The sequence below is a fragment of the Acinetobacter calcoaceticus DSM 30006 = CIP 81.8 genome, from assembly GCF_000368965.1.
Taxonomy (GTDB): domain Bacteria; phylum Pseudomonadota; class Gammaproteobacteria; order Pseudomonadales; family Moraxellaceae; genus Acinetobacter; species Acinetobacter calcoaceticus.
The window spans coordinates 2,552,479-2,567,969 of sequence record NZ_KB849780.1 but is presented as its reverse complement, the minus strand read 5'-3'; the positions used below and the strand labels follow the sequence as shown (position 1 = coordinate 2,567,969).

Below are 15,491 nucleotides of genomic sequence, written 5' to 3'. Positions count from 1 at the left end.
AATTTTTTTGCATATTTTGATTCTTCCCTCATGGTATCCTGCGTATCAAGAAGATATTAGAGGATGTTTTTTTAGAGATCAGGCTTTAGCTCTATTGAAAGCAGGAAACCAAGTAGGAGTAGTTACGAATGAATTTAGATCACTAAAAAATTGGAAAACAATTTTTAGCTATAAACATGGTTTTTTTTATGAAGATGATAGTGGGATTAATACTATTAGGTTCAAAACTATGTTGTGGTTTCCCAAAGTACCCTTTTTAATAAATACTTTGAATACAATATTTGGTAAACAAGGAGTTGAAAAATATATAGAAAAATATGGTAAACCAGATATTATACATGTGCATTCTTGTTTATATATGGGAGAAATTGCACAATACATAAAAACTAAATATCAGATTAATTATATTGTTACAGAGCATAGTAGTGGTTATATAAGAGATTTATATACACCCTATCAATTACAAGTAACTAAAGAGATCTTAAATAATAGCTCATGTAATATTGCTGTTTCAAGTCAAATGGCAAAATTCTTTATGAGTAAATTTGAGACTAGTGGTAAGTGGGACATTATACCTAATATTGTTAATCCAATTTTTTTTGAAAAAAGTTTAGAAGAAAAAAAGTCAAATAATAATAGATTCAAATTTCTTAATGTTGCTTTTATGAATGAAAATAAAAGACAAATTAATATCGTTAAAGCATATCATAAATTGATTCAGCAAGGATTCATCAATATTGAATTGGATTTAATTGGTGAGGGTGAAGAAAAAAGCGCATTAGAAAAGTATGTTAAAGACAATATGCTCACTAATATAAATTTTTTAGGTTTAAAAGATAGATATTTTATTGCGGAGGCAATGAATAAAAGTGATTGCTTTATACTATCAAGTAATTTTGAGACCTTCGGAGTTGTTATTATTGAGAGCTTAGCCAGTGGGCTTCCCGTTATATCTACTAAATGTGGAGGACCAGAGGATATTCTGGAGGAAGAAAATGGTTTATTGGTCGAAAAGAATAATATAGCTGAATTAGCTGAAGCTATGGTAACTATGTTAAGTAGTAAATATGATAAAAATAAAATCAGAAGAAGCTGTTATGAGCAATATAGTGAGGAAGCAGTTACCATGAAGTTAAAATATATTTATCAGAAATTTGTTGTATGAATATTAAGCAAAAGATTATGCGTTATAGTGTTGGTCCATTAGGCGCAGCACTTATTTCTTTAATCACAATCCCTTTGATAGCATGGCTTTATAATGTTGCTGATGTAGCTAAATTTTCTATATTTCAATCTGTTGTTATTTTGTATTCATTGGTTTTATGTTTAGGATTGGATCAAGCATTTATACGTGAATATTATGATTCAGATATAAAGGAGTCTCTTCTTAAAAATATTTATTTAGGAGCATTGCTACCCTCTTTAATTTTTATATTATTTACATTCGTTTTTTTTCGTGAGGAGATAATATTATTTTTATATGATGAATATTCTATTCAGCTTTACATATTAACTATTCTAACCTGTTTTTTTAGTCTCTCAATAAAAATGCTAGGCGCTATACAACGGGTACAAGAACAAGCCTTGCTATTCTCATTAAGTCAGTTATTACCTAAAATTATATTTTTATTGTTGATAATTGTTTTTTTTAAAATGGGTCCAGCGAAGTTTGAAAATATACTTTGGTCGCAATTTTTATCTGTTTTTATTGTTTTTATTTATTTTTTATGGATAAATCGAAATAATTTTAAAAAATCGATGAAAAGTAAAATTGATATTTATAGTATTAAAAAATACTATAGTTTTGGTTTGCCATTAATTTTAACTGGGGCTGTAATTTGGGGATTGAAATTAGCAGATAGATTCTATTTGAAAATTTTCTCTGATCTTAAACAGCTAGGTTTATATGCCATGGCAATTAGTATTGCAAGTGGGGTTGCGATATTTTCTGGTGTATTTAATACAATTTGGTCACCTCTTGTTTATAAGTGGGTTAATGATTCAAATATTTATGATAATTCTATTCCTGATAAAGTTAGAGCAGTTTCATATAAGATCTCAATTTGTATATTAATGGTAATAATTTTTTTAGTTTTTGCTTCAAAAATTATTGTTAAAATTTTACCTTCAAATTATGCTGATATACATTTAATTGTTCCTCTTTGTGCAATAGCACCGTTATTATATACATTGTCTGAAGTTACAGGTATAGGTATAAACTTGATGAAAAAAACAAAATATACTCTATGGAGTTGTATTTCGGCTATAGTTGTCCATATAAGCTTAAGTTTTTTTCTAATTCCTAAGTTTGGTGCAGTTGGCGCATCTGTTGCAGGGGCAATATCATTTTATGTTTTTTTTATTATGCGAACTATTTTTTCAAATTATATTTGGGTTAATTGTAATTTAAGTAAAACTTATATAGTTTCTTTTTTAAGTTTATGCTGCTCTCTAATTCCTGTTGTCTTTTGAGTATATAGTGTATGATTAATATAGAAAATTTCAATTTAAATCATTTTATATACAAGTTATATTTTTCTTTGGTTTTTTGTATCTTTTTTTCTACAGTTGATGTTATTCCTACTTCGATATATTATGGTTTTGTTGGGTTAAATATATTATTAACTATTTTGCTGTTCTTAGCATTAATTAGAAATAATTTTTTAAACTACAAAGATTTAGTATTAACTTTGTTGTTTATTTTTCCAATTTTTCTTAGTCAATTTTTCAATATTAATAATAGTCCGAACCTTGTTAGGTTTATATTAATAATAATTTTTTATCCAATTATTTTTTTTATATTAAATTATATTGTTTCTAGATTTAGTATAGAAAAAATATTGTCGCCAATAGTACTATCTATTGGAGTAATTTCTATTTTTTCTGCATTATCTAGTTTAGGAATTGTTGAGTTTGAATTTTATGGTTCTGATGCAAATACTTTAGATTATTATGCTGATGTTTATTCTAGAGATCGTCTCTTAGCAATAAATGGAATATATTTAAATCAAAATTCTTTTGCCTCTATATTATTGATTGGTTTTTTTTCATTCCTTAATTTTTTTATTAGTTGTAATAAAAAAATATTGAAAATTCTAAGTGCTTTAATGTTATTTTTTATTTTGATTTTATTGTTTTTAACATTGGCTAGAGCGGCTATATTTTCTGTTCTAATTGGTAGTATATTTTTTTATATCTTTTCTAATGTGAAGATTTACTTGAAAGTATCTATTTTAGCTTTATTTGCTTTACTAATTTTGGCTTTGATCTTCATTTCTCAATATGGTGAGATGTTCGTTGCCAAATTAGATTCTGCGGGATTATCATACAGAGATGTTATTTGGGCTGATGCTTTAGATAAGTTTAATCAGAACTTGTTTTTTGGGGTTGGTTTAGGTAATTACCAATTTATTAGCGGTGGGCATGTTTATAGTACCCATAATCTATATCTATTTTTCTTAGTGTCATTAGGTATATTAGGTGTTTCTAGCTTTATTTTAGTTGTTTTATTTTTCTTGAAAAAATTAGTGGAAAGAATTGTTTTTTATAGAAGCGATAAGACTATTTTAATATTTTCTTCTTGTGTTGTCGCTATCTTAATCCATCAGTTTTTTGAGGTTGAATTAGACAACCCATTTAAACCACTTTCTTTCTTCTTCCTTTTATCGATAGCATATTTATTTTCTCGACCAGTTAAAAATATTAGGTAAATAATATGTCACATATTGTGCATTTAACTTCAGCTCATCCTCGTTATGATACGCGAATTTTTGTAAAACAATGCTGCTCACTGGCAAAAAGATATGATACTTATTTAGTGGTGGCTGATGGAAAAGGTAATGAAGTAAATAATCAGGTCAAAATTCTAGATGTGGGTAAGTTCACCGGGCGTAAAAATCGCATGCTTAATGCACCTAAAGCTATATTTGAAAAAGCACTTAGTTTAGATGCAGAGATCTATCATCTCCATGATCCAGAACTTATTCCAATAGGTTTAAAACTAAAAAAAATGGGGAAAAAAGTTTTTTTTGATGCACATGAAGATTTACCTAATCAGATTATGTCGAAACATTATTTGAATCCTATATCTAAAAAGATCATCGCTTTTTTAGTTAAAGCTTATGAAAAATATGCTTGTGCGAAATTAGATGGTGTTGTGGCAGCTACACCTTTTATTCGGGATAAATTTCTTAAAATTAATAAAAATACAATTGATATCAATAATTACCCTAAATTAGAAGAGTTTAGCTCGATACCTACAGATACTTTAAAAGGAAATCAAGTTTGTTATATCGGTGGCTTAGCAGATGTGCGTGGGATTGTTGAGATGGTTCAGGCAATTAATTCAACACAAAGTGAAGCAAAACTGGTACTTGCTGGGGATTTTTCAGATAAAAACTTAGAGCAATCTGTAATGGAAATGGAAGGATGGGAAAAAGTTGACTTTCTAGGCTATGTGGGTCGAAATGAAATAAAAAATACCCTAGCTTCATCTGTTGCGGGCTTAGTTGTTTTACATCCAACACGAAGCTATTTAGATTCATTGCCTGTAAAAATGTTTGAATATATGTGTGCAGGAATACCAGTAATTGCTTCAGAATTTCCTTTATGGCGCTCTATTGTAAATGACGCGCAGTGTGGGGTTTGTGTTGATCCTTTAAAACCTCATGAAATTGCTAAGGCTATAGATTATTTTATAAATAATCCTGATAAGGCTAGAGTCATGGGAGAACAGGGACGAGCTGCAGTTTTAGAAAAATATAATTGGAGCATTGAAGAAAATAAACTTTTGAATTTCTATTCAAGTATTTTGGATATTTGAAATGATGGAAAATAAAAAAACATTTTGGTTTATTAACCAATATAGTTCAACCCCTGAAACAGCAATGGGTGGTCGACATTACTATTTGGCGCAAGAGTTAGCTAAAAAGGGTCATCAAGTTTATGTGATTGCCGGGCGTTATAGTCATTTGCTTCGTAATCCCAAGAAATTTGAGGAAAAATATCTCGTTGAGGAAATTATTCCTAATTTCTCATTTGTATGGGTCAATTTACCTGAGTATCAGGAAGCTCATAGCAAACAGCGTGTATTAAACTGGTTTAAGTTTTCTTGGCTGTTACGCAATATGGCAGATGTAATTCCAGCAAAACCAGATGTAATTTTATACTCATCACCATCGCTTATTGGGTATTTGGGTGCTAAATATTTAGCTAATAAATTTAACACTCCTTTTATCTTTGAAGTGCGGGATATTTGGCCTCTAACATTAATGGAGTTAGGAGGCCATTCTCCAGGCCATCCATTCATAAAATTTATGCAATGGATTGAAGACAGGGCCTATAGAAAAGCTGATTACGTATTTTCAAATTTATATAATGCTGTTGAACATATGCAAAGTCGAGGTTTAGACAGTAGTAAGTTTCATTGGATCCCTAATGGGGTGCCTTTAGAGGAAGTTTCTCAAAAACAACCTCTAAGTACAGAAACGTTTACTCAATTACCTCAAAATAAATTTATCATTGGTTACACAGGAACAATTGGTGTAGCTAATGCTATAGATGATCTTATTGAAGCAGCACAGATGCTATCAAATAATCCACATTTACATTTTGTTCTTGTGGGTTCAGGAAAGGAAAAAGATAGTTTAATACAAAAAGTTAATACTTTGGGCTTACAGAATATTACTTTTATTGATGCGATTCCAAAGAAGCAAATTCAGTCAATGCTTGAGCAATTTGATGTTTGTTATATAGGTTGGCAGAAAAATTCACTTTACCGTTTTGGTATAGCACCTAATAAATTACCCGAATATCTATACGCAGGCAAACCAATTATCCATGCCTTTTCTGGTAAGGGTGATATTGTTCAGCAAGCACAAGCGGGAATTACGATTGAAGCAGAAGATCCTCAGGCAATTGTAAGAGCGGTAGAACAATTATATTTGCTTACCGCAGAGCAGCGGCAAAAGTTAGGTGCCAATGGTAAACAGTTTGTATTGCAAAACCTTGAATATGGCATGATTGCAGAAAAACTCGAAAATATTGTTTTTAAGGATAACTTATGAAACGATTACTGGATATCATTATAGCATCTATTGCTTTGATTCTACTCTCACCATTGTATTTATATGTTGCATATAAGGTGAAAAAAAACTTAGGCTCGCCAGTATTGTTCCGCCAAGTTCGTCCAGGCCTAAATGGTAAACCATTTGAAATGATTAAATTTCGAACGATGAAAGATGCAATAGATATTCAGGGTAATCCTTTACCAGATAGTGAACGCTTAACCTCCTTTGGTAAAATGTTACGTTCTACAAGCCTTGATGAAATGCCGGAGCTTTGGAATGTAATAAAAGGTGATATGAGTATTGTTGGTCCACGACCTTTATTGATGGAGTACTTACCGCTTTACAATAAAGAACAAGCAAAGCGGCATGAAGTACGTCCAGGAATGACTGGTCATGCTCAGGTGAATGGTCGTAATGCAATAGGCTGGGAAGAAAAGTTTAAGCTTGATACATGGTATGTTGAAAATAGGTCGCTTTGGTTGGACTTTAAAATAATGCTACAAACCGTTAAAAAAGTAATCGCTAAAGATGATATTAATGAGGCAGGTGAAGCAACGATGAGTAAATTCACAGGTTCAGAAGAGAAGGAAATAGAGAAAAAATGACAATGATTATTGGTGTTTATGGCGCTAGTGGTTTTGGTAAGGAAGTTATGCCTTTAGTGCGTCAGCAGTTCCCAACATTAAGTAAAGAACAATTCGCTTTTATTGACGATGGTCAAGCTGGAGCGACTTTAAATGGATACCCAGTAATATCCTATATCGACTTTATTAGTAAACCAACTGACCATAAAGCCGTAACAATTGCCATAGCAAATAGTGTTGTTCGTGAGAAGTTAGTTAGCCTTTTAGAAAAAGATGGTATACAGCATTTAGCGGTTCAGGCGACAAACACAGTTATTCTTGATGAAGTTGAGATAGGGGAAGGAAGCTTACTTTGCCCATTTACTTGCTTAACTTCTAATATAAAAATTGGAAAGTTTTTTCACGCTAATATTTATAGTTATGTGGCTCATGACTGTGTAATTGGAGATTATGTTACATTCGCACCTGGCGCTAAATGTAATGGTAACATTCATATTGAAGATCATGCCTACATTGGTACAGGAGCTGTAATAAAACAAGGCACACCAGAAAAACCTTTAGTAATTGGTAAAGGTGCTGTTGTTGGTATGGGCGCTGTAGTAACTAAAAGTGTACCTGCGGGTGTAACAGTTGTAGGCAACCCTGCAAGAATTTTAGAAAGAAAGTAAAAATTTTTTATTAGGAAATCAGAATGTTAAACACTGCATTTGAACCATGGCCAAGTTTTACTACAGAAGAAGCTGACGCAGTCAAAAATGTATTACTATCAAATAAAGTAAATTATTGGACTGGCCAAGAATGTAGAATTTTTGAAAAAGAATTTGCCGAGTTTTCTGGTACAAAATATGCGGTAGCTTTAGCAAATGGGACCGTTGCGCTGGATGTTGCATTAAAAGCTTTAGACATTGGTGCAGGTGACGATGTTATCGTAACTTCTCGAACTTTTCTCGCTTCAGCAAGCTCTATTGTAACAGCAGGCGCTAATCCTGTTTTCGCAGATGTAGAGCTAGATTCTCAGAATATTTCACGACGTACGATTGAAGCCGTAATTACACCAAATACTAAAGCGATTATTTGTGTGCATTTGGCTGGTTGGATGTGCGATATGGATCCGATTATGCAACTTGCTGCCGAGCGCGGCATCTATGTGATTGAAGATTGCGCACAGGCTCATGGTTCAAAATATAAGGGTAAAGCTGCAGGGTCAATCGGTCATATTTCTGCTTGGTCTTTTTGCCAAGATAAAATTATGACAACTGGTGGTGAAGGTGGTATGGTCACCACAAATGATGAGGCGCTTTGGAAAAAAATGTGGTCATATAAAGACCATGGTAAAAGCTACGACAGTATTTATAATAAACAACATCCACCAGGTTTCCGCTGGTTGCATGACTCATTTGGTACTAACTGGCGCATGATGGAAATGCAAGCAGTTATTGGTCGAATTCAGTTAACACGTATGACTGAATGGACACAAAAGCGTACTGAAAATGCAGAAAAGATTTTAAAAGCGTTTGAAAACTCTCCTTACTTTAACGTTCATATCGCTTCAGATGATTATGTTCATGCGCATTATAAATGTTATGTGCAAGTAAATTTAGAGGCATTACCAGATGGCTGGTCACGTGATCGTATAATGCAAGAAATTAATGCGCAAGGCGTACCTTGCTTCAGTGGCTCTTGTTCAGAAGTTTATTTAGAGCATGCATTTGATGGTACCCCATGGCTTCCAGAAAAACGTTTGGAAAATGCGCAGCAACTAGGTGAAACAAGCTTAATGTTTTTGGTACATCCGACTTTGAGTCCAGACAGTATAGAAAAAACAATTCTTGCAATTAATGCCGTTAGTAGAGCTATACAATCATAAAAATGTGAAGCTATTCACATAGCTTTCTTTTGAATTATGATCTGATTTAAAGTTATGTAACCGCTGCGTAAATTTTATTTCTAGTTATATGAGAAATGAGTATAAATATCGCACGGTTACTAGAACGATTAGAAGAGTATTGTGAAAAAGATTATTTATCAGTTTGCGTCTGCGCCAAGACTCGCCAAACAATGTTTTTTGGTTCTTGTAGACCTTTTTGCGTTTCCTGTTATTTTGTGGTTTTGTTACGCCCTTCGTTTATTTGACTTAGGTGCTGAAGTTATCCCAGGCATTAACTATGGAGTAGCAATCGTTACTATCGTTGCTATTTTAAGTTTAATGATAACAGGGGTGTATCGCTTTATTGTCCGTACTTTTAACGAAGCCTTTATTGCAAAATTAGCGATTGCTGTTGCACTGATGGTAGTTGTTTTATATAGCCTAAATGCATTCTCTGCAGCTTTTGTTCCAACATCAATTCCATTGATGTTTGGTTTCTTAATGTTTAGTTGGGTTTGGTGTAGCCGTGCATTTATCCGCTTTATTGTAAAGGCTGCATTACTCACAGGGGAAGAGAGAAAGCGTATAGCAATTTATGGTGCAGGTGATGCTGGTCAGCAAATTGCAGCTGTGCTTTATCGTTCTGGTAACCACTTGCCCGCTTTTTTTATTGATGACAATCCATCTTTACAAGACCATATGGTTGGTGGTTTAAAAGTATTGTCTCTAGAAAAAGCTTTACAACGTTTTGAAAAATATAAAACTGATGAAATTTTATTAGCATTACCTTCAGTAGGTCGCGTACGTAAAAGTGAAATTATTCAACAGTTAGAACCTGCACATCTTAAAATTACGGAACTTCCAGGCCTTACTCAGCTGGTTGATGGTGAACTAAAGGTTGCTGATATTCGTGAAGTAGACATTGTTGATTTATTGGGACGTGACCCAGTACCACCTGTAGATCATCTTCTTGCAAAAAATATTCATAATAAAATCGTGATGGTAACCGGTGCCGGTGGTTCTATTGGCTCGGAGTTATGTCGACAAATTATTAAAAATCAACCTAAAATGTTGATCATTTATGAAATTACAGAATTTGCTCTTTACAGCATAGATAGAGAATTACGTCTAAGCGCTCAATGTGAAATTGTTCCAATTTTAGGTACTGTTCAGGATCAACAAAAATTAGAGCGTATTATTGAGCAATATAGCGTACAGACTGTTTATCATGCCGCTGCCTATAAACATGTACCTTTAGTAGAATGTAACCCTATTGCTGGCCTCAAGAACAATGCGATTGGAACAGCGAATAGTTTAAATGCAGCTGTGAAAAAGGGTGTTGAGACATTCGTTCTAATCTCGACCGATAAAGCAGTACGTCCAACCAATGTTATGGGTGCATCAAAACGCATGGCCGAGCTTTATTGTCAGGCAATGGCTGAAGCTCAAAAGCAAACTCAAATTAGTATTGTACGTTTTGGTAATGTATTAGGGTCTTCAGGCTCTGTAGTTCCCTTATTTAAAAATCAGATTGCAAAAGGTGGTCCTATTACTGTGACCCACCCAGATGTAACACGCTACTTCATGACCATTCCTGAAGCATCTCAGTTAGTTATTCAAGCTGGTGCTCTAGGTAAAGGTGGAGATGTCTTTTTACTTGATATGGGTGAACCTGTCCGTATTCAGGATTTAGCTCGACAAATGATTTCTTTAAGTGGTTTAACTGTGCGTGAACATGACTCAGAGCAAGGGGATATCGCAATTCACTACAGTGGATTACGCCCAGGTGAAAAACTTTATGAAGAATTATTAATTGACCAAGAAAATACTGAATATACCGAGCACAGTAGAATTCTTCGATCCTTCGAAAAGTTTTATCCTCTTACAGAGATTCAAGAAGTTTTTGATCGAGTTAATAATATGACTGCTGTCCAACAAGATATTGATTGGGCGCTATGTCAACTCGAACACTATGTTGATGGTTATAAACGTAGTAAAGATATTATGGTTAATTAGAGAGTGAATGTGTGATTAAAAAGGCAGTTTTACCTGTAGCTGGATTAGGTACACGTTTTTTACCAGCAAGTAAGTCAATTCCCAAAGAAATGGTCACAGTGGTTGACCGTCCTGCAATTGAATATGTAGTGCGTGAAGCTGTAGAAGCTGGAATTGAGCAAATTATTTTGGTAACTCATTCATCTAAGGCATCAATTGAAAATTATTTTGATCGAAACTTTGAACTGGAAACGACTCTAGAGCAAAAGAAAAAGTTCGATTTACTTGAAGAAATTACTCAGATTATTCCATCTCATGTAAGTGTGGTAAGTGTAAGGCAGCCCCAGCCTTTGGGTTTGGGGCATGCTGTTTTATGTGCAAAAAGTATTATTGGGCAAGATGATTTTGCTGTGTTATTACCAGATGTGTTGGTGAAAGACAGCTCAGGTCAAAATGATTTAACCCGTATGATTGCTCGCTATGAAACAAGCCAAGCTGCACAGATTATGGTGGAAGCGGTGCCTGATAACTTAGTTGATCAATATGGGATTGTAGATGTCGCACACAGTCCAAATGAGGGTGAAAGTATTGCCATGCAGGGGATTGTCGAAAAGCCTGCTGTAGGTTCTGCACCTTCTAATCTTTCTGTGGTTGGTCGCTATGTATTACCTGCAAAAATTATGCAGCTTTTGGAAAATACACCAAAAGGAGCAGGTAATGAAATTCAGTTAACGGATGCGATTGCGATGTTACAACAAACAGATACTGTTGAAGCCTATCGGATGCAAGGCCAAACTTTTGACTGTGGTAGTAAGCTTGGATATTTAAAAGCTGTATTACATTATGGTCTAGAACACCCTAAGTTAGGATTGGAATTTAAACAGCTGATTCAAGAACTTAAATTATAAAGTTTTGTAGTTCTGCTTAAGTGTTTGTAAAAACCACTGAATATAGTAGCTGAGCAGTATATTCTCTTCCTGTAAAGGGAAGAGAAATCTATAAAATACGAAAAAATCAGGTGTGCAATGAAAATCGCAGTATTTGGAACAACGTTACATGCCGGCGTGATGGCAGCGTTATTAGCTGAATATGGTAATCAAATTTACTGGTGTACAAGTGTCACCTGTGAAGAAAATATTTCTGTACTTTCGTATCAAGATCAAGACGTAAATAATTATTTAAATAAGCAGCGAAAAGCGGGTTTCTTAAAAGAGAGCCCTTTTTCTGAGATTCCTTTAGATATTGAAGTTTATTTATTCTGTTTTAGCCCAACACAAATTGAACTTGCATTAAAAACGGTTGAAAAGTTGAGTGAAAGACCAGTTACTCATCCACGGTTAATGATTAATGGTTCTACTTTTGGTTTGCACGGTACAGAGAAATTAAAACAGCATTTGCCAAAAGATGAGTGGGTTTACTTTCCTGATGTGATTCAGGAAGGTAATGCTATTAATAGTGTATTGAATGTAAAACATGTCATTATCGGTGTGGAATCTAGAGATGCAAGTGAAACTATGCAGGAGTTATTGCGTCCTTTTTTCCAATTTAGTTATCAATATTTATTTATGCCAATTTTAGATGCTGAGTTCACCAAACTTAGTATTTCAGGCATGTTGGCTACCCGCATTAGTTATATGAATGACTTGGCTATGGTTGCCGAAAAGTTAGGTATTGATATTGCGAATGTAAAGCATGGTATAGCTGCGGATACACGTATTGGTGCTGCATATTTATCGCCGGGTGTAGGATTTGGCGGTGAGAATTTTTCGCATGATATTTTAACACTTTCGAGTACTGTGTCTGAAACTGGAACAAAAAGTCGCCTTTTGGAACAAGTTTGGGCGATTAATGAGCAGCAGAAAGAAATTTTATTTCGTAAGTTATGGAATTATTATCACTGTAGTCTAAATGGCAAAACAGTTGCGATTTGGGGGGCTTCTTTTAAAGAAAATACTTCGAATATACATAACTCACCGATTCATATTTTATTAGCTGCATTATGGGCACAAGGTGTAATAGTGCGTCTGCATGACCCTCAAGCTTTGGATGAAATAGCTGCAATTTATGGGCATCGTGAAGATTTAATTTTATGTACTGATCAATATGAGGCGGTGCAAGATGCTCATGCATTATGTCTAGTCACTGCATGGAAGCAATATTGGAGTCCTGACTTTAAGCAACTACAACAGTTAATGAAGCATCCTTTAATTTTAGATGGGCGTAATATTTATGATCCAGCTTATGTAAAGGCGAAAGGTTTTGCTTATGAAGGAGTAGGTCGCTTATGAGTAAATCAATTGAGCAATTTCCAAAAGAATTAGTCTCACCTCTCGCCCATCTTCAAACTTTAGGTGAAAAAAACTCAAAATTACATATAAAAGAGTTATTTGCTTTAGAGCCAGATCGTTTTCAAAATTATTCTGTTAAATTTGATCAATTATTTTTTGATTATAGTAAGCACCGCTTAACCAAAGATATTTTGGGACAATTAGTAGCTCTTGCGAATACTAAAAACTTAACCGAATGGATTAATCGCCTTTTTTCACAAAATAAAATTAACTGTACTGAGCAACGTGAAGCAATGCACTGGGCACTGCGTTTACCGGTTGACTATTCAAAGTTTCCAGATTTAACAGAACAAGTTCATAGCCAGTTACAACGTATGTATGCCTTAGTGGAAAAAATCCATGCAGGACAATATCGTGGCTCAACTGGCGAAGTGATTCAAGACGTTGTTAATATTGGGGTGGGTGGTTCTGATTTAGGGCCACAAATGGTGACTCATGCGTTGTCTGATTTCAAGGTGAAAACGGCTAAGCCTTTAAATGTTCACTTTGTGTCGACTATGGATGGTAGTCAGTTATCAGAATTACTCCACCAACTTCGTCCTGAAACAACTTTATTTATTATTTCATCTAAGTCTTTTGGCACGATTGATACCTTATCGAATGCTCAAACAGTGCGTCAGTGGTTAGAAAAGACGTTAGGAAAACATGCTTACGTATTAAAGAGCCATTTTATTGGTGTATCCACAAAAGCGGACAAAATGTCTGAATGGGGGATTGCACCTGAAAATCAATTATTGCTGTGGGATTGGGTAGGTGGTCGTTACTCACTGTGGTCTTGTATTGGTTTACCTATTGCTTTGACGATTGGTATTGAAGGGTTCAAGCAACTTTTAGCTGGAGCTCACGCAGTCGATGAGCATTTTCAAAATACGAGTTTTGATCAGAATATTCCGGTTTTAATGGCATTATTAGGAATCTGGAATAATAATTTTTTAAATATTCAGACCCATGCAGTATTACCCTATGACGGGCGTTTAAAATATTTTGCTGCGTACTTGCAACAGCTTGAAATGGAGTCGAATGGTAAGTCAGTGCAGCGTAATGGTCACAAGGTTGAATTAGATACCTGCCCAATTATATGGGGCGAAGTTGGACCCAATGCTCAACATGCATTTTACCAACTCTTACACCAAGGTACACAAGCAGTAAGCTGTGACTTTATTGCACCAATCCAACGTTATAATGCAGATCATTTTACCTATGCAGAAAATGCTGAGGCCTTAGTTGAACAACATCATCTTGCTCTTTCTAATTGCTTGGCGCAATCGCGTTTATTGGCTTTTGGTAATGAAGCCTTGGACTCAACTGAATTAGAAAATCTGCCAATTTATAAGCAATATGAAGGTAATCAGCCGAGTTCTACCTTATTATTAAAAGAACTTAATCCTTACAGTTTAGGAATGTTAATTGCTTTATATGAACATAAAGTTTTTGTTCAATCTGTGATTTGGAACATTAATCCGTTTGATCAGTGGGGGGTTGAAAAGGGTAAACAGATTGCTGATCAATTACTTCCAATTTTAAGTGGCGTTCAAAATGATTTTTCAAAACTTGATGCCTCAACACGCGGATTAATTAAAATATTGTTAGGAAAAGTAGATGGCTAAAATTCTAGTCACTGGTGGTGCGGGCTATATTGGTTCACATACATGTGTTGAGCTTTTACAAGCTGATCATGAAGTTATTGTATTTGATAATCTTTCAAACAGCTCAAAAGAATCATTAACGAGAGTTCAAGAGATCACCCAAAAAAGTTTAACTTTTGTAGAGGGTGATATACGCAATGCAAATGAGTTAGACAGTGTATTTCAGAGCTATGCAATTGATGCAGTTATTCATTTCGCAGGTTTAAAAGCGGTTGGTGAAAGCCAGGAAAAACCGCTCATTTATTTTGATAATAATATTGCAGGCAGTATTCAACTGGTTAAGTCAATGGAAAAGGCAGGTGTTTATCGCTTGGTCTTTAGCTCGTCTGCGACTGTATACGGTGAGTTTAATCTATCGCCTTATCAGGAAGATATGCCACTTACTATGCCCAATAATAATTATGGCTATACCAAATTAGTGATTGAGCAGATGTTGCAGAAATTGGCAGAGGCTGATCAGCGTTGGTCTATCGCTCTGCTACGTTATTTTAATCCGGTTGGTGCGCATAAAAGCGGGCGTATTGGGGAAGACCCTCAAGGGATTCCAAATAATCTAATGCCGTATGTAACTCAGGTTGCCGTTGGCCGCCGTGATAAGCTTTCCATTTTTGGTAAAGATTATCCAACTCAAGATGGTACCTGTGAAAGAGACTTCATTCATGTCGTGGATTTGGCTAAAGCGCATGAATTGGCTGTGCTGAATCGTCTAAGTAATACAGGATGTAGAGCTTGGAATATTGGGACGGGACAACCGATTTCTGTACTTCAAGTTAAAGAGACTTTTGAACAGGTCAACCATGTCGAGATTGTGACAGAGTTTGCGGATCGTAGAGCAGGGGACTTGGCCAGTTTCTATGCCGATGCTTCTCGGGCTAAAACAGAACTAGGATGGAAGCCCTGCTATAGCTTGGAAGATATGCTTGTTGATAGCTGGAATTGGCAGAAGCAAAATCCTAATGGATATAATTAAATATCAATAAAAA

At 34.7% G+C, this 15,491-nt stretch carries 13 protein-coding genes; all 13 read left to right on the top strand.

All coding sequences use genetic code 11. The features are described from left to right. Positions 1-7: 7 nt before the first annotated feature. The 13 genes from F936_RS17000 (at position 8) to galE (ending at position 15,478) form a co-directional block, all read left to right on the top strand. Positions 8-1,165: a glycosyltransferase gene (locus F936_RS17000; protein WP_005049226.1), complete on the top strand. Its 1,158-nt coding sequence runs from the start codon at positions 8-10 to the stop codon at positions 1,163-1,165. After that, the gene (locus F936_RS16995) at positions 1,162-2,472 is read left to right on the top strand and encodes an oligosaccharide flippase family protein (protein WP_005049223.1); all 1,311 of its coding nucleotides are present in this window, start codon (positions 1,162-1,164) and stop codon (positions 2,470-2,472) included. Before F936_RS17000 ends, F936_RS16995 begins: the two co-directional genes overlap by 4 nt. Positions 2,473-2,483: 11 nt before the next feature. After that, positions 2,484-3,710, top strand: a complete 1,227-nt coding sequence (locus tag F936_RS16990) for an O-antigen ligase family protein (protein ID WP_005049220.1) — start codon at positions 2,484-2,486, stop codon at positions 3,708-3,710. Between the two features lie 5 nt (positions 3,711-3,715). After that, a complete protein-coding gene (locus tag F936_RS16985) occupies positions 3,716-4,822 on the top strand; it encodes a glycosyltransferase family 4 protein (RefSeq protein WP_005049218.1) in 1,107 nt (368 codons plus the stop codon). 1 nt (position 4,823) lies between these two features. Beyond that, positions 4,824-6,065, top strand: coding sequence for a glycosyltransferase family 4 protein (locus F936_RS16980; RefSeq protein ID WP_005049215.1), 1,242 nt, complete (start codon positions 4,824-4,826; stop codon positions 6,063-6,065). Beyond that, positions 6,062-6,673 (top strand): sugar transferase, encoded by a 612-nt coding sequence (locus F936_RS16975; protein ID WP_005049212.1) that lies wholly within the window; start codon positions 6,062-6,064, stop codon positions 6,671-6,673. The genes F936_RS16980 and F936_RS16975 overlap by 4 nt, the downstream gene beginning before the upstream one ends. Continuing rightward, positions 6,670-7,320 carry an acetyltransferase gene (locus F936_RS16970; RefSeq protein WP_005049209.1) on the top strand — a complete coding sequence of 217 codons (651 nt, stop codon included), beginning with the start codon at positions 6,670-6,672 and terminating at the stop codon, positions 7,318-7,320. The genes F936_RS16975 and F936_RS16970 overlap by 4 nt, the downstream gene beginning before the upstream one ends. A gap of 23 nt (positions 7,321-7,343) precedes the next feature. Then, complete coding sequence (locus F936_RS16965) at positions 7,344-8,519, top strand: DegT/DnrJ/EryC1/StrS family aminotransferase (RefSeq protein WP_005049206.1); 1,176 nt, start codon at positions 7,344-7,346, stop codon at positions 8,517-8,519. A gap of 141 nt (positions 8,520-8,660) precedes the next feature. Continuing rightward, on the top strand, positions 8,661-10,535 hold the full coding sequence (locus F936_RS16960; protein ID WP_005049204.1) for a polysaccharide biosynthesis protein: 1,875 nt from the start codon (positions 8,661-8,663) through the stop codon (positions 10,533-10,535). Positions 10,536-10,546: 11 nt separating this feature from the next. Continuing rightward, positions 10,547-11,422 carry a UTP--glucose-1-phosphate uridylyltransferase GalU gene (gene galU / locus F936_RS16955; RefSeq protein ID WP_005049201.1) on the top strand — a complete coding sequence of 292 codons (876 nt, stop codon included), beginning with the start codon at positions 10,547-10,549 and terminating at the stop codon, positions 11,420-11,422. A 117-nt stretch (positions 11,423-11,539) separates the two neighbouring features. Beyond that, on the top strand, positions 11,540-12,802 hold the full coding sequence (locus F936_RS16950) for a nucleotide sugar dehydrogenase (RefSeq protein WP_005049199.1): 1,263 nt from the start codon (positions 11,540-11,542) through the stop codon (positions 12,800-12,802). Next, the gene (pgi, locus tag F936_RS16945; RefSeq protein ID WP_005049196.1) at positions 12,799-14,469 is read left to right on the top strand and encodes a glucose-6-phosphate isomerase; all 1,671 of its coding nucleotides are present in this window, start codon (positions 12,799-12,801) and stop codon (positions 14,467-14,469) included. Before F936_RS16950 ends, pgi begins: the two co-directional genes overlap by 4 nt. Further along, positions 14,462-15,478 carry a UDP-glucose 4-epimerase GalE gene (gene galE / locus F936_RS16940; RefSeq protein WP_005049193.1) on the top strand — a complete coding sequence of 339 codons (1,017 nt, stop codon included), beginning with the start codon at positions 14,462-14,464 and terminating at the stop codon, positions 15,476-15,478. Before pgi ends, galE begins: the two co-directional genes overlap by 8 nt. Positions 15,479-15,491 lie beyond the last annotated feature (13 nt).